At 47.5% G+C, this 23,511-nt stretch carries 20 protein-coding genes and 1 pseudogene; 11 read left to right on the forward strand and 10 right to left on the reverse strand.

Going from position 1 to position 23,511, the window contains the following annotated elements; all coding sequences use genetic code 11:
- Window positions 1-778 precede the first annotated feature (778 nt).
- Both recA and IY568_RS01225 read right to left on the reverse strand, forming a co-directional pair.
- Window positions 779-1,831, reverse strand: a complete 1,053-nt coding sequence (gene recA / locus IY568_RS01220) for a recombinase RecA (protein WP_010383217.1) — start codon at window positions 1,829-1,831, stop codon at window positions 779-781.
- A gap of 65 nt (window positions 1,832-1,896) precedes the next feature.
- Window positions 1,897-2,388 carry a CinA family protein gene (locus IY568_RS01225; protein ID WP_125558274.1) on the reverse strand — a complete coding sequence of 164 codons (492 nt, stop codon included), beginning with the start codon at window positions 2,386-2,388 and terminating at the stop codon, window positions 1,897-1,899.
- Window positions 2,389-2,412: 24 nt separating this feature from the next.
- On the opposite strand from IY568_RS01225, the gene mutS reads away from it, so the two are divergent.
- On the forward strand, window positions 2,413-4,998 hold the full coding sequence (mutS, locus tag IY568_RS01230; protein ID WP_194866583.1) for a DNA mismatch repair protein MutS: 2,586 nt from the start codon (window positions 2,413-2,415) through the stop codon (window positions 4,996-4,998).
- Between the two features lie 42 nt (window positions 4,999-5,040).
- Here the strand turns inward: mutS and IY568_RS01235 are convergent, their stop codons facing one another.
- Window positions 5,041-6,297, reverse strand: coding sequence for an outer membrane protein transport protein (locus IY568_RS01235; protein ID WP_194866584.1), 1,257 nt, complete (start codon window positions 6,295-6,297; stop codon window positions 5,041-5,043).
- 293 nt (window positions 6,298-6,590) lie between these two features.
- On the opposite strand from IY568_RS01235, the gene IY568_RS01240 reads away from it, so the two are divergent.
- Window positions 6,591-6,902, forward strand: a complete 312-nt coding sequence (locus IY568_RS01240) for a hypothetical protein (RefSeq protein WP_010383225.1) — start codon at window positions 6,591-6,593, stop codon at window positions 6,900-6,902.
- Here IY568_RS01240 and IY568_RS01245 read toward each other — a convergent pair.
- The 7 genes and pseudogenes from IY568_RS01245 to ftsY form a co-directional block, all read right to left on the reverse strand.
- Window positions 6,862-8,115: an HD-GYP domain-containing protein gene (locus tag IY568_RS01245; protein ID WP_194866676.1), complete on the reverse strand. Its 1,254-nt coding sequence runs from the start codon at window positions 8,113-8,115 to the stop codon at window positions 6,862-6,864. The genes IY568_RS01240 and IY568_RS01245 overlap by 41 nt on opposite strands.
- Window positions 8,116-8,280: 165 nt before the next feature.
- The gene (gene rraB / locus IY568_RS01250) at window positions 8,281-8,616 is read right to left on the reverse strand and encodes a ribonuclease E inhibitor RraB (protein ID WP_010383227.1); all 336 of its coding nucleotides are present in this window, start codon (window positions 8,614-8,616) and stop codon (window positions 8,281-8,283) included.
- On the reverse strand, window positions 8,591-9,328 hold the full coding sequence (locus IY568_RS01255) for a 1-acylglycerol-3-phosphate O-acyltransferase (RefSeq protein WP_164517483.1): 738 nt from the start codon (window positions 9,326-9,328) through the stop codon (window positions 8,591-8,593). The genes rraB and IY568_RS01255 overlap by 26 nt, the downstream gene beginning before the upstream one ends.
- Window positions 9,329-9,463: 135 nt before the next feature.
- Window positions 9,464-10,327: an RNA polymerase sigma factor RpoH gene (gene rpoH, locus IY568_RS01260; protein ID WP_010383230.1), complete on the reverse strand. Its 864-nt coding sequence runs from the start codon at window positions 10,325-10,327 to the stop codon at window positions 9,464-9,466.
- 291 nt (window positions 10,328-10,618) lie between these two features.
- Complete coding sequence (ftsX, locus tag IY568_RS01265; RefSeq protein ID WP_194866585.1) at window positions 10,619-11,605, reverse strand: permease-like cell division protein FtsX; 987 nt, start codon at window positions 11,603-11,605, stop codon at window positions 10,619-10,621.
- On the reverse strand, window positions 11,602-12,294 hold the full coding sequence (gene ftsE, locus IY568_RS01270) for a cell division ATP-binding protein FtsE (RefSeq protein ID WP_194866586.1): 693 nt from the start codon (window positions 12,292-12,294) through the stop codon (window positions 11,602-11,604). The genes ftsX and ftsE overlap by 4 nt, the downstream gene beginning before the upstream one ends.
- An 80-nt stretch (window positions 12,295-12,374) precedes the next feature.
- Window positions 12,375-13,586, reverse strand: a pseudogene (gene ftsY, locus IY568_RS01275) (signal recognition particle-docking protein FtsY); the annotation flags it as partial.
- A gap of 348 nt (window positions 13,587-13,934) precedes the next feature.
- On the opposite strand from ftsY, the gene rsmD reads away from it, so the two are divergent.
- The 9 genes from rsmD (at window position 13,935) to purH (ending at window position 23,510) form a co-directional block, all read left to right on the forward strand.
- Entirely contained in the window at window positions 13,935-14,513 is a 579-nt protein-coding gene (gene rsmD / locus IY568_RS01280) for a 16S rRNA (guanine(966)-N(2))-methyltransferase RsmD (protein ID WP_194866588.1), read from the forward strand.
- A gap of 228 nt (window positions 14,514-14,741) precedes the next feature.
- On the forward strand, window positions 14,742-14,957 hold the full coding sequence (gene rpsU, locus IY568_RS01285; RefSeq protein WP_010362466.1) for a 30S ribosomal protein S21: 216 nt from the start codon (window positions 14,742-14,744) through the stop codon (window positions 14,955-14,957).
- An 18-nt stretch (window positions 14,958-14,975) separates the two neighbouring features.
- Window positions 14,976-15,422: a GatB/YqeY domain-containing protein gene (locus IY568_RS01290; protein WP_194866589.1), complete on the forward strand. Its 447-nt coding sequence runs from the start codon at window positions 14,976-14,978 to the stop codon at window positions 15,420-15,422.
- 73 nt (window positions 15,423-15,495) lie between these two features.
- The gene (dnaG, locus tag IY568_RS01295) at window positions 15,496-17,253 is read left to right on the forward strand and encodes a DNA primase (RefSeq protein ID WP_194866590.1); all 1,758 of its coding nucleotides are present in this window, start codon (window positions 15,496-15,498) and stop codon (window positions 17,251-17,253) included.
- Window positions 17,254-17,356: 103 nt separating this feature from the next.
- Window positions 17,357-19,201 (forward strand): RNA polymerase sigma factor RpoD, encoded by a 1,845-nt coding sequence (gene rpoD, locus IY568_RS01300; protein WP_058797168.1) that lies wholly within the window; start codon window positions 17,357-17,359, stop codon window positions 19,199-19,201.
- A 90-nt stretch (window positions 19,202-19,291) separates the two neighbouring features.
- On the forward strand, window positions 19,292-20,164 hold the full coding sequence (gene prmA, locus IY568_RS01305; protein WP_125558290.1) for a 50S ribosomal protein L11 methyltransferase: 873 nt from the start codon (window positions 19,292-19,294) through the stop codon (window positions 20,162-20,164).
- Window positions 20,165-20,406: 242 nt separating this feature from the next.
- The gene (dusB, locus tag IY568_RS01310; protein ID WP_125558292.1) at window positions 20,407-21,378 is read left to right on the forward strand and encodes a tRNA dihydrouridine synthase DusB; all 972 of its coding nucleotides are present in this window, start codon (window positions 20,407-20,409) and stop codon (window positions 21,376-21,378) included.
- Window positions 21,379-21,393: 15 nt separating this feature from the next.
- Window positions 21,394-21,684 carry a DNA-binding transcriptional regulator Fis gene (gene fis, locus IY568_RS01315; RefSeq protein WP_010374122.1) on the forward strand — a complete coding sequence of 97 codons (291 nt, stop codon included), beginning with the start codon at window positions 21,394-21,396 and terminating at the stop codon, window positions 21,682-21,684.
- A 239-nt stretch (window positions 21,685-21,923) separates the two neighbouring features.
- Window positions 21,924-23,510: a bifunctional phosphoribosylaminoimidazolecarboxamide formyltransferase/IMP cyclohydrolase gene (gene purH, locus IY568_RS01320; protein WP_194866591.1), complete on the forward strand. Its 1,587-nt coding sequence runs from the start codon at window positions 21,924-21,926 to the stop codon at window positions 23,508-23,510.
- Window position 23,511 lies beyond the last annotated feature (1 nt).

Genomic DNA, 23,511 nt, shown 5'->3' on the forward strand with positions numbered 1-23,511 from the left:
GAACTTTTAAAAACTCCCTACACTTAAGGAGCTCTGACGCACTATCACAGGCCTTGTATCATCCAGAACGACAAGCTAATGAGTTAACCTAGCTAGTAGTGAGTAGCATACGGGCCTCTTAAAGATATCATCCAGGTGTTTATACTTATTCAGCAGTGAAGGGCCTGAACTTGAGACAGGAACAAAGGAAATACGGCTATTTAACAGTTCTAAAAGAAACTTCAGACGCAATTCTTGGATGATTGACCACTGGAGTTGGCAGTCTGTTCATACAGATTGATGTTAGCACATGCTTACCTGATCACTTTTAAGCATCGCATTTCAAAACAGACAGACATATATAATGGCTTAACTTCTGACACAAAGGCCTGCTCTGAGCGAAGTATATTATACCAATTTCACTTAATACCTGGTCTATTTGAAGGAGCAAATATGACGCTAACAGCGTTAAAAATTTCTCATTTAGAACAACTAAATAGCAAAATTTTTGCCTAGTTATCGACTATATTTTCTCGCCTCAAAATAGAACACTTAATTAAGCAAATTGGTATTACTAATAAGAGGAAAGGTTTCAGAAAGGGCCAGACAGCTGCAGACTAAGACTAAGGGCAATACGCTAAAACTAGCTGTGAGACCAATGAGATTAAAAACCAGGAGTTATCGGAGGGCTGCACTATCAGCACTTTAAAAGCAGCCAATTAAATACATAAAGCCTGCTTCTTAAAAACAAAAGGAGCACCCATATGAACTGCTGAGTGCTCCGCTACGCTAGTAGTCGTTATAGTTCCAGGTCTTTTACGTCTGCCAGACCCTGATCTTCGCCTTCTTCAGGCTTGATGGTTGCCTGAAGCAACAGCATTTCACGCAACTTACCTTCAATCTCATCAGCAATGGCAGTGTTTTCTTTCAGGAACTTAATTGAGTTTGCTTTACCCTGGCCAATCTTATTGCCATTGTAGCTAAACCAAGCACCAGCTTTATCAACCAGTTTGTGCTTCACACCCAGGTCAATAAGTTCGCCCTGCTTCGACGTCCCTTCGCCGTACATGATGATAAATTCAGCTTGCTTAAATGGCGGCGCAACTTTGTTCTTAACAACCTTTACGCGGGTTTCGTTACCGATAACCTCATCACCCTCTTTAACAGAGCCAATACGACGAATATCCAAACGTACAGACGCGTAGAACTTAAGCGCGTTACCACCTGTTGTGGTTTCCGGGTTACCGAACATCACACCAATCTTCATACGGATCTGGTTGATGAAAATGCACAGTGTGTTCGAACGCTTAATATTGGCAGTCAGCTTGCGTAATGCCTGAGACATCAAACGAGCCTGCAAACCAACATGGGTATCACCCATTTCACCTTCAATTTCCGCTTTCGGTGTCAATGCAGCTACGGAGTCAACAACTACCACATCTACAGCACCTGAACGTACCAGCATGTCACAGATCTCTAGCGCCTGCTCACCCGTATCTGGCTGAGAGACCAGAAGGTCGTTGACATTCACGCCCAGCTTTTCTGCATAGACCGGGTCCAAGGCGTGCTCTGCATCAACGAAGGCACACGTTTTACCTTGTTTTTGCGCTTCTGCAATGGCTTGTAACGTCAGGGTTGTTTTACCTGATGACTCAGGCCCATAAATTTCGACAATACGACCAGTTGGCAAGCCACCGATACCCAAAGCAATATCCAGTCCCAAGGAGCCTGTAGAAACGGCTTCAATATCTAATGCCTGGCTATCGCCCAGCTTCATGATAGAGCCTTTACCAAATTGTCTCTCAATTTGAGACAATGCAGCGTCGAGCGCTTTTTGTTTGTTATCGTTCATTTGCTTCTCCAATCTAGCGTAATGACCACAAGTATACTGTATGGAATTACAGTATCAAGCTTAATTTAACCATTTAGCACAGAAATTATTTTTTCAATAGCAAATTCAATAGCTTGCACACGAACCTCCGCTCTATTCCCAGTAAATTGACAGACTTCACACAGTACTTTCCCCTGTAAATAGAAGCCAAACCACACTGTACCAACCGGCTTCTCTAATGAACCACCACCTGGTCCGGCAATGCCCGATACCGCAATGGCAACGTCTGCCCGGGCAGCATTCGCTGCCCCTTGCACCATTTCATGAACGGTTTGCTGACTAACCGCTCCAAACTCAGCCAGTGTTTTTTGCGCCACCCCCAACAACTGGGATTTTGCCTCATTGCTATACGTGACAAAACAACGCTCAATATAAGCGGATGACCCGGGCGTATCGGTCAACGCATAGCTAATGCCACCCCCAGTACATGATTCTGCGGTAGTGATTGTCAGCCCGTTATTAGTTAGAATAGCCCCCAATTGTGCCGCCAGGCTGGCTATCTCAGTATGAAGCTCCATACTCATTTCCTTTAGGTATAAGTAATGTCGTTAGATCTCTATTCCGAACATACTATAAAACAACAAACCCCTATGATGCAGCAGTATCTTAGGATCAAAGCGCAACACCCGGATATTCTGCTGTTTTATCGTATGGGTGACTTCTATGAGTTGTTCTTTGATGACGCCATTCGCGCTGCGCAGTTACTGGATATTTCACAGACGCACCGGGGTAAGGCTGGCGGTGCGCCAATTCCAATGGCGGGAGTCCCTTATCACGCAGTTGAGAATTATCTGGCTCGCCTGGTACAAATGGGCGAATCCGTGGCAATCTGCGAACAGGTTGGTGATCCAGCGACCAGTAAAGGACCCGTTGAACGTAAAGTCGTACGCATCGTCACGCCAGGCACAGTAACTGATGAAGCGCTGTTACAGGAGCGTCAGGACAACCTGCTTGCCGCCCTGTGGCAGGAAAAACAACACTATGGCGTGGCCTATTTAGACATTAACTCGGGGCGCTTTAACATCGTAGAATTGGCCACCGACGAAGCCCTTACGTCAACACTGCAAAGATTGCAGCCCGCGGAGCTGCTCTACCCCGAGTCATTCAGCAACTTGCTGGTACTTGAGCAAGTAAAAGGGGCAAGGCGTCGTCCGGATTGGGAGTTTGATCTGGATACGGCTACCCATTTGCTTTGCCAGCAATTTGGCACACAAGACCTGATAGGGTTTGGTGTCGCAGACGCCAAAGCAGGGTTAGTCGCTGCGGGTTGTGTCATGCAATATGTTAAGGACACTCAGCGCACTGCCCTGCCACATATCCGTGCCATCACCCTGGAAAAAAACGAACACGCCGTCATTCTGGATGCCGCCACGCGTAAAAACCTCGAACTGACCGTTAACTTGTCAGGCAGTATAGAGAACACCCTGGCACAAGTGCTGGATAAAACCGCCACGCCTATGGGCTCTCGATTACTGAAGCGCCGTATTCATACACCGGTACGCAACCGTGACGAGCTCAACGCACGGCTCAATGCCATTGCCAGCTTAATCGAATCACAGCTCCATATTGAGGTCTATGATGGGCTGCGCCAGATCGGTGATATTGAGCGGGTGGTCGCACGCCTGGCGTTATGTAATGCCCGACCCAGAGATTTAACACGACTGCGCAATGCGCTGCAGGCACTTCCCCCACTACATCAACTGTTAGGAGAGAGCAGCGACCCCAGGTTGCAGCAGATCTGTGCGCATTCACCAACTTTACCAAAGCTCCAGGAATTATTAGAGCGGGCTATCATTGATAACCCACCGGTGCTGATCCGCGATGGCGGCGTCATTGCCCCGGGTTACAATGCCGAGTTGGATGAATGGCGGGCCCTCAGTGAAGGGGCCACTGATGTACTGGACCAACTGGAAGAGCGCGAGCGAGAGCGCACCGGGATCAGCACACTCAAAATTGGCTACAACAAAGTGCATGGCTTTTATATTGAGATCAGCAAAGCTAACTCACATCTGGCACCGCCCGAATATATTCGCCGCCAGACGCTGAAAAACAATGAGCGCTATATCATTCCTGAACTCAAAGAGCATGAAGACAAGGTACTAGGCAGCCAGAGCAAAGCGCTGGCGCTCGAAAAGCAACTGTACGAAGAGCTCTTCACCTTGATAGCGCCCTACATCGAGCAGCTGCAAACCATGTCGGCAGCGCTGGCTGATCTCGACGTACTCAATACGCTGGCAGAACGCGCACAAACGCTGGATTACTGTCAACCTGAGCTGAGCAATGGCGATGAGATCCACATTGAAGCGGGTCGTCACCCTGTCGTTGAGCAGGTCAGTAAAGAACCCTTTATTGCCAACCCGGTTCGCCTCAATGCAGATCGTAAGATGTTGATCATCACGGGTCCCAATATGGGCGGTAAATCGACCTATATGCGCCAAACGGCTTTGATAGTGCTGATGGCACACATAGGTAGTTACGTGCCTGCCAGTGCTGCACAGATAGGCAAAGTGGATCGCATTTTTACACGGATTGGTGCCAGTGACGACCTGGCTTCTGGACGCTCAACCTTTATGGTCGAAATGACGGAAACAGCCACCATACTCAACAATGCGACAGCACAGTCTTTAGTCTTAATGGACGAGATTGGTCGGGGTACCAGTACCTATGATGGTTTGTCTTTGGCTTATGCCACTGCCGATTATCTAGCCGGAAAAATTGCAGCCAAAACCCTGTTCGCCACCCATTACTTCGAACTGACCGAGTTGGCAGAGCAACAGTCTGGCCTGGTTAATGTGCATCTGGATGCCATTGAACACAATGATACCATTGCCTTTAAACATACTGTGATGGAAGGGGCCGCCAGCAAGAGCTTTGGTTTACAAGTCGCCGGGCTCGCAGGAGTACCCAAAGCGGTGTTGGCCATGGCAAAACGTAAGCTGGCGTTGCTGGAACAACACCAGAGTGTAGTCGAAAACCCGCAGGCAGCCCCAGCAGCCCAGATGCAGCAAACTCTGCCTTTGGTCAGTGAACCGTCTGAAGTCGAACAAATGCTCGCAGAGCTTGACCCGGACGAGCTCTCGCCTCGTGCAGCACACGACTTGCTCTATCAGCTAAAAGCACTCCTTTAAGCATAAAAAAAGCGGCTCTCAAGCCGCTTTTTTCTATTCAAGTCAGAAGCTATGGTTGTACTGAATGCCCACAACCGTGGCATGACCTTTAGACTTAAAGCCCCACTCGCTACCCAGGCTATCTTTCTCAACAAAGGTCTGAGTTTTACCACGCAAAATACTCAAGCCAAAATCTACACTGGCAGTCTCACTCAGCTGATACTCTGCACCAAACGAGTACCAGGTCCGGTCAGTATCCGGGATTGAGATAGACATATGCGACTCATTGGCAGGTGAACTGTCATACGCCAGACCTGCACGCAACTTCAATGACGTACTCCATTGATAATCCCCACCAACAGAGAAGCGTAATGAGTTATCAAACAGCTCCTTTTTGTTAAACACCGGCGTACCTGCGACTTGAGCTTCAAGCTCCTGGAAGCTATTCCAGCCTGTCCAGAGTACACTGTAATGTAAGGTCATTGGCTCGGTCAGTTTATGTGTTCCTGAGATTTCGGCCATTGCAGGTAAGGTCAGCTCAAGTGTACCAGGCAACGCGACGCCATTGGTACCGCCAAATGACGCTGGCAACTGGTTGCTGAAATGGCCATCAAAGGTAATGTCCGTTTCACTGCGGTAGTGAAAACCAAGGCGATTGTCTTCATCAATCTGATAACTCAAACCCAGGTTCCAGCCATAACCACTGTCATCACCTTCTAGATTAACCACCTCTGTGCTGGCAGGCGCTTGTAAAGGGTTAGCACCCAAATGACGGATCACTTTGGCATCGGCATAGACATGGTTCAGACCCAATGCCAGTGTCCATTGTGGATCAATTTCATAGGCCACAGAGACACCAGTATTGATGGTCACAATTTCAGTCTCACCTGCTAACTGACCCGCAGCGTAATCCTTATCAAACTCAGTTGCCAAGCCAAATTGGGAGTACATACCTGCACCAACAGACCACTGGTCATTGAGGCGTGCTGTCATGAACACGGCTGGTACCACGGCACTGGGGGCAATGCTGTCATCATCAAGCAAGTTCGCCGGCAAACCATTATTGGTTGATGTGCCTTGCAAGCTTACATCCGGTTCTACATACATGGCCGCAGCACTCACCTGGATCCCTTGAAACTGACTCATTAATGCCGGGTTGCGTGCAACAACGGATGCATCATCAGCAGCGCTTGCTTCACCGGCGTAAGCACGACCTAATCCAGAAACGTTTTGTTCCGCCAACTGAAATGCAGCGGCCAGTGACTGTGAAGACACCACCATCAAACCTGTCGCCATTAATGCGCGTAGTACTGTGTTCATTCTCAACCTCAAATGTTATTCACAAGAATAAAAAATTGCTCACACAGTACAGAAAAGAAAAGCAAAAATCCGCAACTTAAGCACTTTTAGCAACTCAATCGAACAACTTTAAAGCATATTAAGCAAGTTATTTACAGATCAGATCAGATGAAAAGCAATTACTCTAACCTCACCTTCACACACCCAAATGATATTAATTCTCATTACTATTGAATCGAGATACTGATTCGCATATACTCTTAGCCACATTCACCGCCTTGCGATATTGAGGCACTTGTAGGGAGATTAGGTCTATGCTGGCAGTATTGATGATCGGTGCACTGACATTCTGTGGACTTAGCGTATTCAGCCTGTGCAAAGCTAACTACTGCGCTTGCAAGCGGGCCGGACAATGCGACAACCCACTCAACCATTACTGGCTGGCTGCGATACTGAGCGCCCTGCTGGCTTTGGTGTGCAGCTGCCTGGCATTACATACCGAAAAAGGCACGTTAGTGTGGATCCTGATGATGGCCAGCTGCCTGGCCGGCGCTTTGCTATCTGCGCAGTGGCAAAAACGCAAACTTAAGCAAGCAGATGATCTTTTAACAGACGGGATAAATTGATCTGATAGTCCAGTGGCCTGACTGTAGACGCGATTTTGATTTTGTCTTGCTCATTTAAATCAATGTCTTTGGCCGTAATATGGTGCATATGCTTAGTGTTGTAGAACACCCGCACTTTAGGTGCTGTCGGCGCACCACGATTCCCTTCTAAAACTAATGCCAGACGCTCATTGCTGAGTTTCACTATGGTACCTACCGGGTGCACACCAATGCATTTAATGAAGTGTTGTACCAGTACAGGGTCAAACTGTGCCTTATTGGCCAGTAAATAACGTAACGCAACCAAAGGTTCATCACCATCACGGTGAGGACGTTCCGCAGTCATGCCCTCGTACACATCCACAATGGCCATAATGCGTGCAGCTTTACTGATCTGCATGCCTTGCAAACGGCGCGGGTAACCGCTGCCATCGAGGCGCTCATGATGGCTGACTATCATATCCAGCATTAATGGTGTGATCCCCGGTGCATCGCGCGTCAGCCCCAAAGACTGTGCGACATGGCGTTGCATGGTTTTCATTTCTAACTTATTAAGTGGACCACTCTTATCGATAATGCCCTGGGGTATTTTGGTATGCCCGACATCATGAAGCATGGCACCAATGGCCATTTGTTCTATCACCTTTTTTCCCAGGCCAAGGTACTTTGCAAACACAGTCACCAAAATGGCGCAATTGATCATATGCCGCCAATTAAAGCCTTCTTTATCCTTAATCCGCGTTAAAATCGCCATCGCATTGGTGTTTCTCAGCACCGAACCAACAATTTCCTGACTGATGTCATTAATCAGCGTCATGTCAACTTGCATGCCAGCTGCCAGGTTGCCATACAGCATTTGCAATTGCTTATTGTGCTGTTCAAATTGCCTGGCTGCATTCGCAAATTCATCTTCCAGGCTAATGGTTTTCTCTTTAACGAGAGGAGGTTTGGTGGTTTTATCCGGCTTTTGCTGTATCGCCTGCTTTTCAGGTTCAGCCTCAGCCACTTCAGGTTTTGCCTGAGGTTGCTGGTATTTTTCAGGTACTGGAATATCACTTTGGGCAAAGTCAATATTCAGCTCAACCACCCCATTCGCAGCAAGACGTGCAATGATCGCATCATCCCGAACCATACCCCGAGATTTAATCTTAACTTCAGCGCCTGACTTTTGTTTATGAACGCTGTCCACAAACATGCCGGGTTTTAACTCTTCAATAGGGAGGGTGACTCGCATATCGCTCGCATGATGCCTGGCGGCAGTGTAAATTGCATTAATATGCATAGGCTAGACTTAATTGTCTAGTCATTGGAGTGAGTTTAAGAAAAAAGAATGAGAGATTATGAACAAAAGTGTCAGGTCAGAGCGGCCTTGGCACTGACCTGATGTCACAGCGCGGGGTTACTCCTGGAAATAGGTGCCCCAGCCATCGTACTCAACACCACAATGCGTGGCAATTTCAACCAGCTTAGTGACATCTTCCATAATCACTGCAGCATCCAGCTCAGCTTCAACGACAACATCAAAGCCCCAGATTTTACTGCCATCTTCCAGCTCAAGTTCTGCCGGATCTTCAACATCATAACCAAGCTTAAATGCAGCCAGTGCTGCCTGCTCCAGCTTTTCAAACTCTTCGCTGACAAAATGATGTTCTACCTCATACAAGGTATCTGGGTTTGATCCATCTTCTAACAACGAATCAACGATGTCTTCACTGATCTCTTGCCAATTTTCCACTTGCTGCTCTCACTTTTTCGTCTAAATGTGCAATATGTGCTGCCATTTTAGCATGGATCTGTTTGGCATGCTCACGCGCTGGTATGTCTTTATCCAGACTGATTGGTGCCAGAATATCTATGTATACCGTCCCATTATTCCAGCGATTGAGTTTAATCTGGCCAGCCGTACTGTTCATACAGACAGGGACAACGGGCACATCAGCACTCAGGGCTGTATGAAACGCACCGGTCTTAAACGGCAGTAAACCTCTGCCATAGCTACGCGTTCCTTCCGGGAACATCCACAATGACATCCCTCGTTGCTTAATTTTTGCAATGGATTTGTCCAGGGTGTTCACCGCTTTAGTACGATTCGCCCTGTCGATCAGGATATTACCGGATAACCAATATAATTGGCCGAAAAAAGGTACCCACTTCAGACTTTTCTTACCCATACTCACTGTATTGTGCGGCACCACAGCTGGTAAGGTAAATAAATCATAATTATTCTGGTGATTGGCAATGTACATTGCCGGGCCCAAATCTTTCGCACCGGGATCGATTGAGATCTCGAGCTTAACCCCGATCACACGCGACATCTTACCAAACCAGGAAGCGACCACGTGCACGTTATTAGCATGGAAAGGGCGGATCAGGCTCAATGTCAGGCCAGCCAGACAACTGAGGATGATAAACAGCGCCATTGCCAGAATTCGAACTACAGCTAACAAAATAGAGACTCCTATTATCAAGTCGGCGCATTATAATCAAATAGGCTTACACTTGTAAGCTCAATTTTGTTACAGCCATAAAAAATGCCGCTAACATGAGCGGCATCTTAAAATTTATTCACCTAGCTTAAGCGATTAGCTCATTGCTGCCTGTAACTTTTTCATCGCCGATTTTTCTAGCTGACGAACTCGCTCTGCTGAAACCTGATATTTATCCGCCAGGTCTTGTAAGGTGGCCTTATCTTCGGACAGCCAGCGTGCAGCAACAATATCCTGAGAACGTTCATCTAGCGTCTTCATTGCGGCGATGAGACGATTTTGAGACTGTTCCTGCCACTGCTCCTCTTCAATGACCTCTGCAACATCACTGCTTGCATCTGTCAGATATTGAACCGGAGAGAAACTGCTGCTTGGACTGTTATCATCGTCATCCGCAGTTAAGTCGAAGCCCATGTCCTGGCCGCTCATTCGTGATTCCATTTCACGTACTTCTTTTTCACTCACACCCAGCTCATTTGCAACTGTGGTGATCTCTTCCTGATTAAACCAACCCAGGCGTTTCTTATTTTTACGCAGGTTGAAGAATAGCTTACGTTGCGCTTTAGTCGTGGCAACTTTAACGATACGCCAGTTCTTTAACACGTATTCATGAATTTCGGCTTTGATCCAGTGTACTGCAAACGACACCAGGCGCACACCAACTGTCGGATCAAAACGCTTTACTGCTTTCATCAGACCAATATTGCCTTCCTGGATTAAATCTGCCTGTGGTAAACCATAACCAGAGTAACTTTTGGCAATATGTGCGACAAATCTCAAATGAGAGATAATGAGCTGCTTAGCTGCGTGCAAATCCCCATCCTCATGCAGGCGGGTTGCCAGCGCTTTTTCCTGCTCAGCGTCCAGCATCGGAATAGAACTTACCGATTGTAGGTAGCCCTCTATACTCGCGCTTTGTTGCCCAGCGGTCAGTGCCATCGCATATATGTCTTTACTCATTTTTCACCTCAGTGATAATTCGTTTTGCCAATTTTAGCACTCTTTACCTTAGAGTGCTAAATGCAATCTACTACTTTTTCCCCTAAAAGATCAAGCTTTTTATTATTACACTTTAATTAACAATTAAACCCTTGATTTTAAATGGGATTTTATTTTATGGAAAAGTACTTATGGTAAGCGGATATTCAGATAATGCCAGCTGCGATATCTGACAGTGCTAATTTGCCCTATGGAGAGTGCTAAGACATTCGCCCGTTAGCACTCTCTTGGCCAATAAAACGGCGGGCAGTTCTACACCTTGTCCGGCTCGATATCTTTGATGTACTTTCTTACCGATAAGAAAGACCCAACAAAGCCCAATGCCACGGCCAGCAATAGCAGACACAGCAACTCTGAACCAGAGAGCCCCTGCAGTACAAAGTTACTTTGATACACACCCACCACCAGGGCAACGGCTGACTCCAGCCACCAAAGCATCAACATGACACAAATAAAAGCAATCAAACCACCAATGATCCCATACCAGATCCCGGTCCATAAAAACGGCGTATGAATAAATGTATTGGTCGCCCCAACGAGCTTGAGCACCTGGATCTCTTCTTTCTTATCCATAATAGACAGGCGAATGGTGTTACCAATAATAAGAACTACTGCACTAAGCAGCAGTAAACCGATGGTGATCACACTTTCTTTAAGCAAGCTGAGCAAGGCATTCAGGCGTTCAAGCCATTCAATATCTAGTTTGCCAAACTCAATTTCCCTTTCCTGCTCGAGTTTATTTAGCAGAGCGTTAGCTGCCTGTGCGCTACGATGACGAACTGTCGGAGTCACCAGAACAACGCTGGGCAATGGGTTTTCTTCGAGATAATCCAACGCCTGACCAAACCCGGAAATGGATTTGAACTCTTCCAGCGCTTTATCCTTGCCAATAAAGCTGACAGTGTCAATTTCAGGGTAAAGTGCCAGTCGCTTTACCAAAGTCTGTGTTGCCTGCTCACTGACGCTATCTTTGACAAACAAAGAAATCTCAGCAGCTTCCTGAAAACCGCTACTGACTTTCTGCACATTCTTAACCACCACATAGAGTGTGGTGGGTAACGTAAGACTCAGACCCAACACCAAAATGGTCATCATCGACGCTAATGGGGTGCGCCACATTTCACCTAAGCTGTGTACGCCCTGACGCAGTATGGTAATAATGAAGAAGTAACACTTCAGGATCACCGATTTGCTTTGTTTGTCGTTTTGCGTACCGCGACCTTTAAACAATAGACTCATAGCGCGTCTCCCGGCAGCGAAGTGCCCAGCAGCGGATCCTGAATTAAACGGCCATGGTCCAGTGTCAGACTGCGGTATTTCATCCGTGCAATCAGACCAAGATCGTGTGTGGCAATCAGTACTGAGGTGCCATGACGGTTAAAGTCCTCAAACAATTTGAGTATTTCCATCGACAATTCCGGATCCAGGTTACCGGTTGGCTCATCTGCCAGTAATAAAGGGGGAGAATTGACAATTGCGCGGGCGATCCCCACGCGCTGCTGTTCACCGCCAGACAAAGTACTCGGCTGACACTTTACTTTGTCTAACAAACCGACCTTGTCGAGTGCCGCATGTACTCGCTTGGTCATATGTTTATGATGGGTACCCTCAATAACCAATGGCAATGCTACATTGTCAAAAACGTTATAGCGCTCCAGCAGGCGGTGATTTTGAAAAATAATGCCAATGTCGCGACGAATATACGGCACCTGGCTATTTTTAATTTGATTCAGATCGACACCATTGATGGCGACACGCCCGGCTGAGGGGCGTTCCATCAAGCTGATCAACTTCAGCAGGGTACTCTTACCCGCGCCACTGTGACCAGTCAGAAACGCCAGCTCACCTTTCGTAAGCTCAAAACTGACCTTTTCCAGCGCCCGATGTCCACCGGGGTAGGTTTTACTGACTTGCTCAAACTTGATCATTGCCTGCCCTGTATTATTTTACTGCTTCCACTTTACCCGATCCCGACAAGCGGGATCAGAGCAGCACCTGTCTGCCAGACTTAATTATCCTGACTGAACAGTGCTTCGATAAAGTCATCGCTCTTAAAGGTTCTCAGATCGTCAATACTTTCACCTACACCAATATAGCGGATAGGCATCTTGAATTGATCTGCAACCGCAAAGATCACCCCACCCTTGGCGGTACCATCCAGCTTAGTCAAGGTGATGCCAGTCAGACCCACAGCTTGATCAAATAGTTTCACCTGACTAATCGCATTTTGGCCCGTACCAGCGTCTATGGTAAGCATCACTTCATGTGGTGCATCCGGATCCAGCTTTTTCATAACGCGCGCTATTTTTTCAAGCTCCTGCATCAGGTTATCTTTATTCTGCAGTCGACCTGCCGTATCTGCTATCAAGACATCAACGTCTCGTGCCTGAGCTGCCTGAAAGGCATCAAATACAACTGATGCACTGTCTGCACCGGTATGCTGGGCAATGACCGGTATATCGTTACGCTCACCCCACACTTGCAGCTGCTCCACCGCCGCAGCACGGAAGGTATCACCTGCTGCCAGCATCACAGACTTGCCCTGAGCCTGGAACTGCTTCGCCATTTTACCGATTGTCGTAGTCTTACCAACCCCATTCACACCCACCATCAAAATGACAAATGGTTTTTTATTGGTCGGGATCTCAAGCGGCTTTTCTGCATCCTTCAGGATATCTGCCATTTCCTGCTTCATCAGGTCATACAGCGCTTCACCGTCTTTGAGCTGTTTGCGGTCCGCTGCATCAGTCAGGTTATCTATCAGCTTCATGGTTGTCTCGACACCAATGTCAGCTGTTAATAGCTGGGTTTCAAGATCTTCGAATAGCTCATCGTCAATCTTTTTACCACGGAAAATATTGGCAAAGCCGGAACCTATGTTGGTCTTAGTCTTCAGCAAGCCCTGCTTCAGACGAGCAAAAAAACCTTTCTTCTTCGGTTTTTCTTGTTCCTGAGCCTGACGCTCAGCTTCTTCACGCTCTGCCTGCTCTTTAGCTAAACGCTCAGCTTCTTCACGTTCTGCCTTTTCTTTGGCTAAACGCTCAGCTTCTTCACGCTCTGCCTGTTCTTTAGCTAAACGCTCAGCTTCTTCACGCTTTGCCTGTTCTTTAGCTAAACGCTCGGCTTCTTCACGCTCTGCCTGCTCTTTAGCTAATCGCTCGGCTTCTTCTCGCTGAGCCTGCTCTTCGGCCAAGCGAGCGGCTTCTCGTTCAGCTTCTTGCTGCTTTTTATCTGATTTTCCAAATCCTAACCAGGATAGAATTTTGTTCTTTTTACCCATAACTCGCTAAATACCGTTTTAGTGTGCAATCAAATTAGTGAGAACTTGTTTGCGCAGATACTCCAAATGCACTGGCCGCGCTCTGTAAGAAAACCTGACAGGCCAGGTAAATGGCTGATAACAAGCTCTATCATTACTGGGGCGACAGTGTAACATGTTCCAATAGGATGAAAAATCACAGCTTAGTGATATCTGCCTGATAAAAGCATGGCATCGCAATAAACCTTGCTATGCACCTCACCCGATGCGGTATACTGAACGCTATCTTTTGTGCTTAGTTGATAAAAAATGAGAAAGCAGCAGTCTAAAAAGCCGGTGTCAGGGCATATCCGATTGATCAGTGGGCGATTCCGAGGCCGCAAATTGCCCGTAAAAAACGTTGAAGGGCTCAGACCAACCACCGACCGAGTCAAAGAAACCGTATTTAACTGGCTGATGCAGGATGTCAGAGACGCCAAGGTCCTAGACTGCTTTGCGGGCTCTGGTAGCTTGGGCTTTGAGGCATTGTCACGGTTTGCTCACAGCGCCACCTTCTTCGAATTTGATAAGCAGGTTGCACAACAGCTGCAACACAACGCCGATACCCTCAAGGTTGACAATGCCAGGGTCGAACAGGGCGATACCCTGATTAAACTGGCTACCCCAGCGGCACAACCGTTTGAACTGGTATTTGTTGACCCACCGTTCAGACGCGACATGGTGCAATCCTGCTGTGCTTTGCTGGAAGCCAATCAGTGGCTAAGTGAAAATGCCCTCATTTATGTCGAGTTTGAGCGTGAGAGTACGCCCACATTTCCCGAGAACTGGGCCATTTTGAAAGAAAAACAAGCCGGACAGGTTTGTTGTCGTCTCTACCAACGCACTTAATCAATTCTGCATTTACACTAACTTGCTGAATTAATGGACAGTTTAGTATGAATGCTCATGTTGACCGCGACTTCGGGGCTGTGGCATGACAGCTGGTGCAATTTTAACTATAATTTGGTCTTTACATGCGGTGATGCTTCGGCTTACAATACCGCACCATTTTTGAACCAATTGACCGTTTTTTGGTCGGTTAGAGCAAAGCTCACTAATTAGGTAGGTGAATTTTTAATGCCAGTAATTAAAGTAAGAGAGAACGAACCGTTTGACGTAGCACTTCGTCGTTTCAAGCGTTCATGTGAAAAAGCAGGTATCCTTTCAGAAGTTCGTCGTCGCGAGCACTATGAAAAGCCAACAGCTGAGCGTAAGCGTAAGAAAGCGGCTGCTGTTAAGCGTCACATGAAAAAGCTTTCTCGCGAAAACGCACGTCGCGTTAAATTATACTAATCGCTGCGAGTCTTGCATATGAGCCTGTTAGCTACGTTAAAAGACGCGCAAAAAGCGGCAATGAAAGCCAAAGACAAACCTCGTCTTATTGCTATTCGTGCTGCCCTTGCTGAAGTTAAGCAACGAGAAATCGACAACCAGACCACACTGGACGACGCAGGTATTACCTCCGTTTTAGTGAAGCTGGTAAAGCAACGCCGCGATTCTTATACTCAGTATAAAGACGCTGGCCGCGAAGATTTAGCGGACGTAGAAGCGGGTGAGATCATAGTGCTTGAGTCCTTCTTACCTCAACCTTTGAGCGAAGAAGAGATATCAAGCTTGATCGAGTCTGCAATCGCCGATACCGGCGCCGCTGGTATGCAGGATATGGGCAAAGTAATGGGCGTGATCAAAGCAAAAGCTGAAGGTCGTGCCGATATGGGTAAAGTTTCAGGTTTAATTAAACAGAAACTTAGCGCATAAGCCCCGCATCAAGTATGATTATAAGTAAACCGAGCCTCGCGCTCGGTTTCTTCGTCTAAGCGATAGGGTAAAAATGGCAGGAAAAATCCCAAGACAATTTATCGACGACCTGTTGGCCAGAACCGACATCGTTGAATTAATCGATAACCGTATCGGTCTGAAAAAAGCCGGCAAAGATTATCAGGCCTGTTGCCCTTTTCATAACGAGAAAACCCCCTCTTTCACCGTCTCTCGTGATAAGCAGTTCTATCACTGTTTTGGCTGTGGTGCGAATGGCAATGCCATTTCATTTTTAATGGAATACGACAAGCTCGAATTCGTCGATGCCATTGAAGAATTAGCGGGTCAGTTCAGCCTGGAAATCCCCAGAGAACAAGGCCTGGGCGGACCACAAAGAAGCTTTGAAGAGAAAAAGTCCGATTACGATCTGATGCAGCAAACTGCGCGTTACTATCAGCAGCAGCTTAATCAACATCAGAAATCAGCGGAGGTTAAAGCCTACGTCACCGGGCGTGGCCTGTCACAGCAAACCATTGATAAATTTCAGATTGGCTTTGCACCGCCTGAGTGGGATCAGCTCATTCGCACCCTAGCGCGCAACCCGGCACAACGCCAGCAACTGGTTGAGTTAAAACTCGCAACAGAGAAATCACCTGGCCGCCAGTTCGACTTTTTCCGCGACCGGCTGATGTTCCCTATTCGTGATAAGCGCGGCAGGGTGATCGCCTTCGGTGGTCGTATCATGGGGCAAGATCAGGGCCCTAAATATCTTAACTCACCGGAAACACGGATCTTTCATAAGAGCTTTGAGTTATATGGCTTTTATGAAGCCAAACAAGCGCATCGTCAGCTCGCACAGGTACTGATAGTCGAAGGCTATATGGACGTCGTCGCCCTCTCTGAATATGGCATCGACTATGCCGTAGCTGCATTGGGCACAGCGACCACAGCCGAACATATGCAGACCTTATTTCGTAACACAGATGACGTCATTTGTTGCTATGATGGTGACAGAGCTGGTAAAGATGCTGCCTGGCGTGCACTGGAGCATGCGCTGCCCAATTTAAAAGATGGCAAGTCATTGCGCTTTGTCTTTCTGCCCGATGGTGAAGACCCCGACTCCTTGGTACAAAAGGAAGGTAAAGAAGCCTTTGAACAGCGCCTGTCTGACGCACAAGACTATGACAAAGTGCTCTTTGCCCGGCTGTCAGAACAATGTGATTTAACGACTGATGCCGGTAAAGCCAAGTTACTCAGTGAAGCACTGCCACTGATAGAAAAAGTACCCAGTGAGTATTATCAGGAGTCTTTACTGACAACTCTAGCGCGCCTGATCGGTCGTACCCGCGAGCAACTGAGTGCCAAGCTGGCGACACCGCGAAAACAGCATGCCATTGAACGTAAATTTAAAGTCACGCCAATGCGCAGGGCGATTGGTCTGTTGCTACAGCATCCAGGTCTGGCGTCGGTTGTCGAACACTTACCGGATCTGGCAGAACTCCCTTTACCCGGTATGCGCTTGTTCCTGACTTTACAGGCCACCTGTTTATCACGACCTGATTATACAACGGCACATATCCTTGAAGCTTTTAGGGACACGCCTGAATATTCGGCACTCAATAAATTGGCAACCTGGCAACATAACATTGATGAAGAAAAGCTTATTGATGAATTTAAAAACACTTTTCAGTTTATTGAAGATCAGTGTTTAAATTTGCGCCTTGAGACCTTATTAATAAAAGACAAAACAGAAGGTTTAAACAGCGATGAACGACTGGAATGCGCGCTCCTGACTCAAGCGTTAGGTGCGCGAAGAACTGGTCAAAATTAATTTTTGCTGTTATAATGTTCTATTCACTGCGTCAACCAAAATAGTGTGGTTTTTAGCTGACGCCCGTTGTAACAACTTTATCAGAGTGGAAGCAATAATCTCTATGGATCAATCTCCTCAGTCACAACTCAAACTTCTGATTCAGAAAGGTAAAGAGCAAGGTTACTTAACTTTTGCAGAAGTTAACGATCACCTTCCACAAGACATCATAGATTCGGATCAAGTAGAAGATATCATTAGCATGATCAATGATATGGGTATCCAGGTAGCAGAATCTGCACCCGATGCCGATGAACTGATGATGCAGGAAACCACGACCGACGAGGATGCAGCCGAAGCAGCGGCTGCCGCATTGGCAACGGTAGAAAAAGAAATCGGCAGAACCACAGATCCAGTGCGTATGTATATGCGTGAAATGGGCACGGTTGAACTGCTGACGCGTGAAGGCGAAATTCTCATCGCTAAACGCATTGAAGAAGGGATTAATCAGGTTCAGATCTCGGTTGCCGAGTATCCTGAAGCCATTACTTACCTGCTGGAACAATGGGACAAGTACGAAGCCGAGGAGATGCGCCTGAGCGACATCGTATCTGGTTTCTTTGATTCGTTGGAAGACGACGAAGCCCCCATTTCAGCAACGCACATCGGTTCAGAGCTGAGCGAAGAAGATCTCGACGATGAAGATGATGATGGCGATGAAGACGATGACGATTCGGAAGACGCTGATACTGGCCCAGACCCTGAAATTGCGCGCGAGCACTTCGAAGAATTAAGAACCCTGTACAACAATGCACGTAAGTGTTTTGAAGTAAAAGGCCGTGCGCATCCGGATTCACAAGCTGCGATCGCCGAAATTGGCGAGTTATTCCGTAAGTTCAAGCTGGTACCAAAGCAATTTGACCGCATGGTAAATAACATGCGTGACATGATGGATCGCGTTCGCGTACAAGAACGTATCATCATGAAGCAAGCTTGCCAGATAGCGAAACTGCCGAAGAAAACCTTCATCAAGCACTTCGCCAACAATGAAACCGATATGGCCTGGGTCGATGCAGAAATTGCCGCAGGTGACAAACACTCAGCTAAGCTGGCACAAGTTAAGCCAGAGATCGAGCGCTGTGTGAACAAGCTAACGGCCATTGAAGAAAGCACAGGCCTGAGCATTGAACGTATCAAAGACATCAACCGTCGTATGAGCATTGGTGAGGCTAAAGCCCGTCGTGCGAAAAAAGAAATGGTTGAAGCCAACTTACGTCTGGTTATTTCAATTGCCAAGAAATACACCAACCGTGGTCTGCAATTCCTGGATCTGATCCAGGAAGGTAACATTGGTCTGATGAAAGCCGTTGATAAGTTTGAATACCGTCGTGGTTATAAGTTCTCTACTTATGCGACGTGGTGGATCCGTCAGGCAATCACCCGCTCTATTGCGGACCAAGCACGTACAATCCGTATTCCAGTACATATGATTGAAACGATCAACAAGTTGAATCGTATTTCGCGTCAGATGCTACAGGAAATGGGTCGTGAGCCGAGTCCGGAAGAGCTGGCAGAGCGCATGATGATGCCAGAAGACAAGATCCGCAAAGTGCTGAAAATTGCCAAAGAGCCAATCTCCATGGAAACCCCAATCGGTGATGATGAAGATTCGCATCTGGGTGATTTCATCGAAGACACCACGATTGAATCGCCGGTGGATTCAGCCACAATGGAAAGCCTGCGCGGCGCCACCAATGAGGTGCTTGCTGGCCTGACGGCTCGTGAAGCAAAAGTACTGCGCATGCGTTTTGGTATCGATATGAATACCGACCATACGCTGGAAGAAGTTGGTAAACAGTTTGACGTTACACGTGAGCGTATTCGTCAGATTGAAGCCAAAGCGCTCCGAAAGCTGCGCCATCCATCGCGCTCTGATTTGCTGAAGAGCTTCCTGGATGTCAAAGGCTAAGCGCCCATTCAAAATCATTAAAGGCCGCATTTGCGGCCTTTTTAGTTTACTCACAGGTCTCAAGACCCGATTTATAAATAGGTAACAACTATGGCTTGGATCCAGATCCGCATTGATGCCGACAAAACCAGCGCCGACCATTACAGCGATTTGCTCATGGAAATCGGCTGTCCGTCCGTGACGTATATAGACGGACAAAACAATCCCATATATGAGCCTAAGCCCGGCGAAGTATTGTTATGGCCACAAACCATAGTAATTGGTTTATTTGAAGCAAATCACGACATGCAAGCGGTTGTGGACTATTTAAAGACGGCCAGTGATGTGCCGCTTAAGTACAAACTGGAACAGCTGGAAGACAAAGACTGGGAACGAGAGTGGATGGACAACTTCCACCCGATCAAATTCGGCGAGCGTTTATGGATCTGCCCCAGTTGGCGTGATGTACCCGATCCGAACGCAGTGAATGTCTTACTTGATCCTGGACTAGCATTTGGAACAGGCACCCATGCAACCACTGCGCTGTGCCTGAAATGGCTAGAGCAGCAGGACCTGAGTGGCAAAACTGTCGTCGATTTCGGCTGTGGCTCCGGGATCCTTGGGATCGCGGCAATAAAATTGGGTGCAGAGCGCGTGATCGGCATCGATATCGATCCACAGGCACTGGTTGCCAGTCGTGATAATGCCACTCGTAATGGCGTAGCCGAGCAGCTGGAAGTCTATCTGCCAGAGAACCAGCCTGAGTTTTCTGCAGATATCGTAGTTGCAAATATCCTCGCTCAGCCCCTCAGAGAGCTTCACGAAGTGATCCTCGGTTTTCTTAAACCAGGCGGTGAAATTGCCATGTCAGGGATCCTGGATGAGCAGGCGCAATCTGTTGCCGATGTCTATGCCCCTTTCCTTGCCCTGGATGCCATTGCGCAGGAAGGTGAATGGACCCGAGTGAGCGGAAAAAAAGGTTAGTGCCTTATCACGCGTAAAGCCCTTAGTTAACAGGCTTTACGCATTTTTTACAGCGTTATACCCACCTCATTGAAATGTAAAACGGTTAATTTTAAAACAATTATGGCCTTCAGTCAGTTTGTTATAAAAAGTCAACCCATCAAGCTCAAAAAAAAAGCACTTATGTTCAATTTATAGCCTTTGATTTTTGCAAAAAAAACCGTAAACTTAGCGCCCCTTGAAAAGAGGCGGATTGAACAGCAGTGCGTATTGGTCCTTACCAACTTGAAAACAACTTAATGGTCGCGCCAATGGCGGGGATCACCGACAGGCCTTTCAGACAATTGTGTCGGCGTTTAGGTGCCGGACTGGCGGTGTCAGAAATGTTGTCTTCAAATCCGAAGGTATGGAAAACCGATAAATCAATGAACCGCATGGATCACAGCGGTGAATCGGGTATTCGTTCCGTGCAAATTGCCGGAGCCGATCCTGAATTGATGGCACAAGCCGCTCAGTTCAATGTCAGTAATGGCGCGCAGATCATAGATATCAATATGGGCTGCCCCGCTAAGAAAGTGAATAAAAAGCTGGCAGGCTCAGCACTATTGCAATATCCGGAACTAGTGGAAGAGATAGTTCAGGCGGTGGTCAACGCAGTCGACGTCCCTGTCACTCTTAAAATCCGTACAGGATGGGACCCGGAAAATCGCAACGGTATTGAGATTGCCCGCATTGCTGAGCGCAATGGCATTGCGTCTTTGGCCGTACATGGGCGCACCCGTGCATGTATGTATAAAGGCGATGCTGAATATGCCACGATCAAGGCGATTAAGGCAGCGGTTGGCATTCCTGTGGTGGCTAATGGAGATATTGACTCTCCGCAAAAGGCCAAGCAGGTTCTGGAATATACGGGCGCAGATGCCATCATGATTGGTCGAGCAGCCCAAGGTCGCCCCTGGATTTTCCGGGAGATTGACCATTATTTGCGTACTGGAGAAACGCTTGCAGCGCCGGAATTATCCGAGGTGCGAAGCATTTTGATGGAGCATTTGACAAACCTCCATCAGTTCTACGGTATGCCAATGGGTGTACGCATCGCACGCAAACATGTGTCCTGGTATTTGCAGGCCCATGACCAAGAAGGTCAATTTAGGCGAGTATTCAATGCTCTGGATGATGCCAATGCGCAAGTCGAGACATTAGAACACTATTTTGAAACACTAGCAGCTAACTAAGAAAGAGACATAAAGATGTTCGAACAAAATGTGACTTCTCCATTTATCACTAACGCTCATGTTCAGTCACAAGAGAAACCGCAACCACTTCGCGATGCAGTGAAAAAAGCTGTACACCACTACCTGAAACAGCTTAACGGTCAGGACGTACAAGACGTTTATGAGTTGGTTCTTTCTGAGCTTGAAGCACCACTACTTGAAGAAGTAATGACTTACACACGTGGTAACCAGACTCGTGCTGCAATCTTACTGGGTATCAACCGTGGTACTCTGCGTAAGAAACTGAAAAAGTACGGTATGAACTAATCAGTTCATAGCCAAACAAAAAAAGCACCTTCGGGTGCTTTTTTGTTTACATCACTTTTGTCATGCAATTATTGTCGTAACCCGAACATTCATCCGCAATAAATGACAAACAGCCAAAAGCAACCCCGTTTTTCTCAATCTCACTCACGCATTTTCAATCGTTTTCTGAGCCAAGTTAGGCTAAAATACAGCACTTCTAAGCTAGCCCTTAACTTATCATTGAGGAAACCTGAACCATCATGGATATACATCGTCCAATTCGTCGCGCGCTGCTAAGCGTATCAGACAAAACCGGTATCGTTGAATTTGCCCGCGCTCTGAGTGAGCAAGGCGTTGAACTCCTGTCAACTGGCGGCACCTGTAAACTCATCGCCGAGAACGGCATTCCTGTTACTGAAGTATCTGACCATACCGGTCACCCGGAAATCATGGACGGCCGGGTCAAAACCCTACACCCGAAAATCCACGGTGGTATTCTTGCACGTCGCGGCCAGGACGAAGGCGTGATGGCAGACAACAACATCTCAGCCATTGATATGGTCGTAGTCAACTTATACCCCTTTGCACAAACCGTTGCAAAAGCTGACTGCTCACTGGAAGATGCCATTGAGAACATCGACATCGGCGGTCCAACTATGGTTCGCGCTGCTGCGAAGAACCACAAAGATGTGACCATTGTTGTGAATGCAGCTGACTACGACCGCGTTATTAACGAGATGAAAGCGAATAATGGCTCAACTGAGTACAAAACGCGCTTTGACCTGGCGATAGCTGCTTATGAGCACACAGCTCAGTATGATGGCATGATCGCGAACTACTTCGGTAAAATGGTCCCAGACTATACCGAAGAAGCAGCCGAAGACACTAAGTTCCCACGCACCATCAATATGCAGTTCACTAAAAAGCAGGATATGCGCTACGGTGAAAACTCGCATCAGGACGCAGCCTTCTATGTTGAAAACGACATTGAAGAAGCGTCTGTGGCGACAGCGAAACAAATTCAGGGTAAAGCACTGTCGTACAACAACATCGCAGATACCGATGCGGCCCTGGAGTGTGTAAAAAGCTTCTCAGAACCGGCCTGTGTGATCGTTAAACATGCGAACCCATGTGGCGTTGCGGAAGATAAAGACATCCTGAGCGCCTATGACCGTGCCTTCAAAACCGATCCGACGTCTGCATTTGGCGGCATCATTGCTTTCAACCGCGAGCTGGACGCCGATACGGCTGAAGCCATCATTGCACGCCAGTTCGTTGAAGTGATCATTGCCCCTAAAATCTCTGACGCTGCGGCACAAATTGTGGCAGCGAAGAAGAACGTACGTTTGCTAGAATGTGGTGAATGGCAAACGGCAACAACCGGCGTTGACATCAAGCGTGTCAATGGTGGTGTTCTCATTCAGGATCGCGATCAGGGCATGGTTCAGGCGAGCGATTTGAAAGTCGTGTCTAAGCGCCAGCCAACCGAGCAAGAGCTGAAAGATCTGATGTTCTGCTGGAAAGTAGCTAAATTCGTTAAGTCGAATGCAATCGTTTATGCACGCGATGGCATGACCATAGGTGTGGGTGCTGGCCAGATGAGCCGTGTTTACTCTGCGAAGATCGCTGGTATCAAAGCCGCCGATGAAAACCTGGAAGTCAAAGGCTCTGTTATGGCCTCTGATGCCTTCTTCCCGTTCCGCGACGGTATCGATGCCGCAGCGGAAGCTGGTATCACTGCGGTGATCCAGCCTGGCGGCTCAATGCGCGATGAAGAAGTCATTGCTGCAGCCGACGAAGCGGGCATGGCCATGGTCTTCACTGGCATGCGTCATTTCCGTCACTAAT

This window comes from Pseudoalteromonas sp. PPB1, assembly GCF_015356275.1.
Classification (GTDB): domain Bacteria; phylum Pseudomonadota; class Gammaproteobacteria; order Enterobacterales; family Alteromonadaceae; genus Pseudoalteromonas; species Pseudoalteromonas rubra_D.

Coding starts and splice junctions, on each gene's coding strand:
- recA (WP_010383217.1), bottom strand. CDS start 1,831: ATGAACGATAACAAACAAAAAGCGCTCGACGCTGCATTGTCTCAAATT.
- IY568_RS01225 (WP_125558274.1), bottom strand. CDS start 2,388: ATGGAGCTTCATACTGAGATAGCCAGCCTGGCGGCACAATTGGGGGCT.
- mutS (WP_194866583.1), top strand. CDS start 2,413: ATGTCGTTAGATCTCTATTCCGAACATACTATAAAACAACAAACCCCT.
- IY568_RS01235 (WP_194866584.1), bottom strand. CDS start 6,297: ATGAACACAGTACTACGCGCATTAATGGCGACAGGTTTGATGGTGGTG.
- IY568_RS01240 (WP_010383225.1), top strand. CDS start 6,591: ATGCTGGCAGTATTGATGATCGGTGCACTGACATTCTGTGGACTTAGC.
- IY568_RS01245 (WP_194866676.1), bottom strand. CDS start 8,115: ATGCGAGTCACCCTCCCTATTGAAGAGTTAAAACCCGGCATGTTTGTG.
- rpoH (WP_010383230.1), bottom strand. CDS start 10,327: ATGAGTAAAGACATATATGCGATGGCACTGACCGCTGGGCAACAAAGC.
- ftsX (WP_194866585.1), bottom strand. CDS start 11,605: ATGAGTCTATTGTTTAAAGGTCGCGGTACGCAAAACGACAAACAAAGC.
- ftsE (WP_194866586.1), bottom strand. CDS start 12,294: ATGATCAAGTTTGAGCAAGTCAGTAAAACCTACCCCGGTGGACATCGG.
- rsmD (WP_194866588.1), top strand. CDS start 13,935: ATGAGAAAGCAGCAGTCTAAAAAGCCGGTGTCAGGGCATATCCGATTG.
- rpsU (WP_010362466.1), top strand. CDS start 14,742: ATGCCAGTAATTAAAGTAAGAGAGAACGAACCGTTTGACGTAGCACTT.
- IY568_RS01290 (WP_194866589.1), top strand. CDS start 14,976: ATGAGCCTGTTAGCTACGTTAAAAGACGCGCAAAAAGCGGCAATGAAA.
- dnaG (WP_194866590.1), top strand. CDS start 15,496: ATGGCAGGAAAAATCCCAAGACAATTTATCGACGACCTGTTGGCCAGA.
- rpoD (WP_058797168.1), top strand. CDS start 17,357: ATGGATCAATCTCCTCAGTCACAACTCAAACTTCTGATTCAGAAAGGT.
- prmA (WP_125558290.1), top strand. CDS start 19,292: ATGGCTTGGATCCAGATCCGCATTGATGCCGACAAAACCAGCGCCGAC.
- fis (WP_010374122.1), top strand. CDS start 21,394: ATGTTCGAACAAAATGTGACTTCTCCATTTATCACTAACGCTCATGTT.
- purH (WP_194866591.1), top strand. CDS start 21,924: ATGGATATACATCGTCCAATTCGTCGCGCGCTGCTAAGCGTATCAGAC.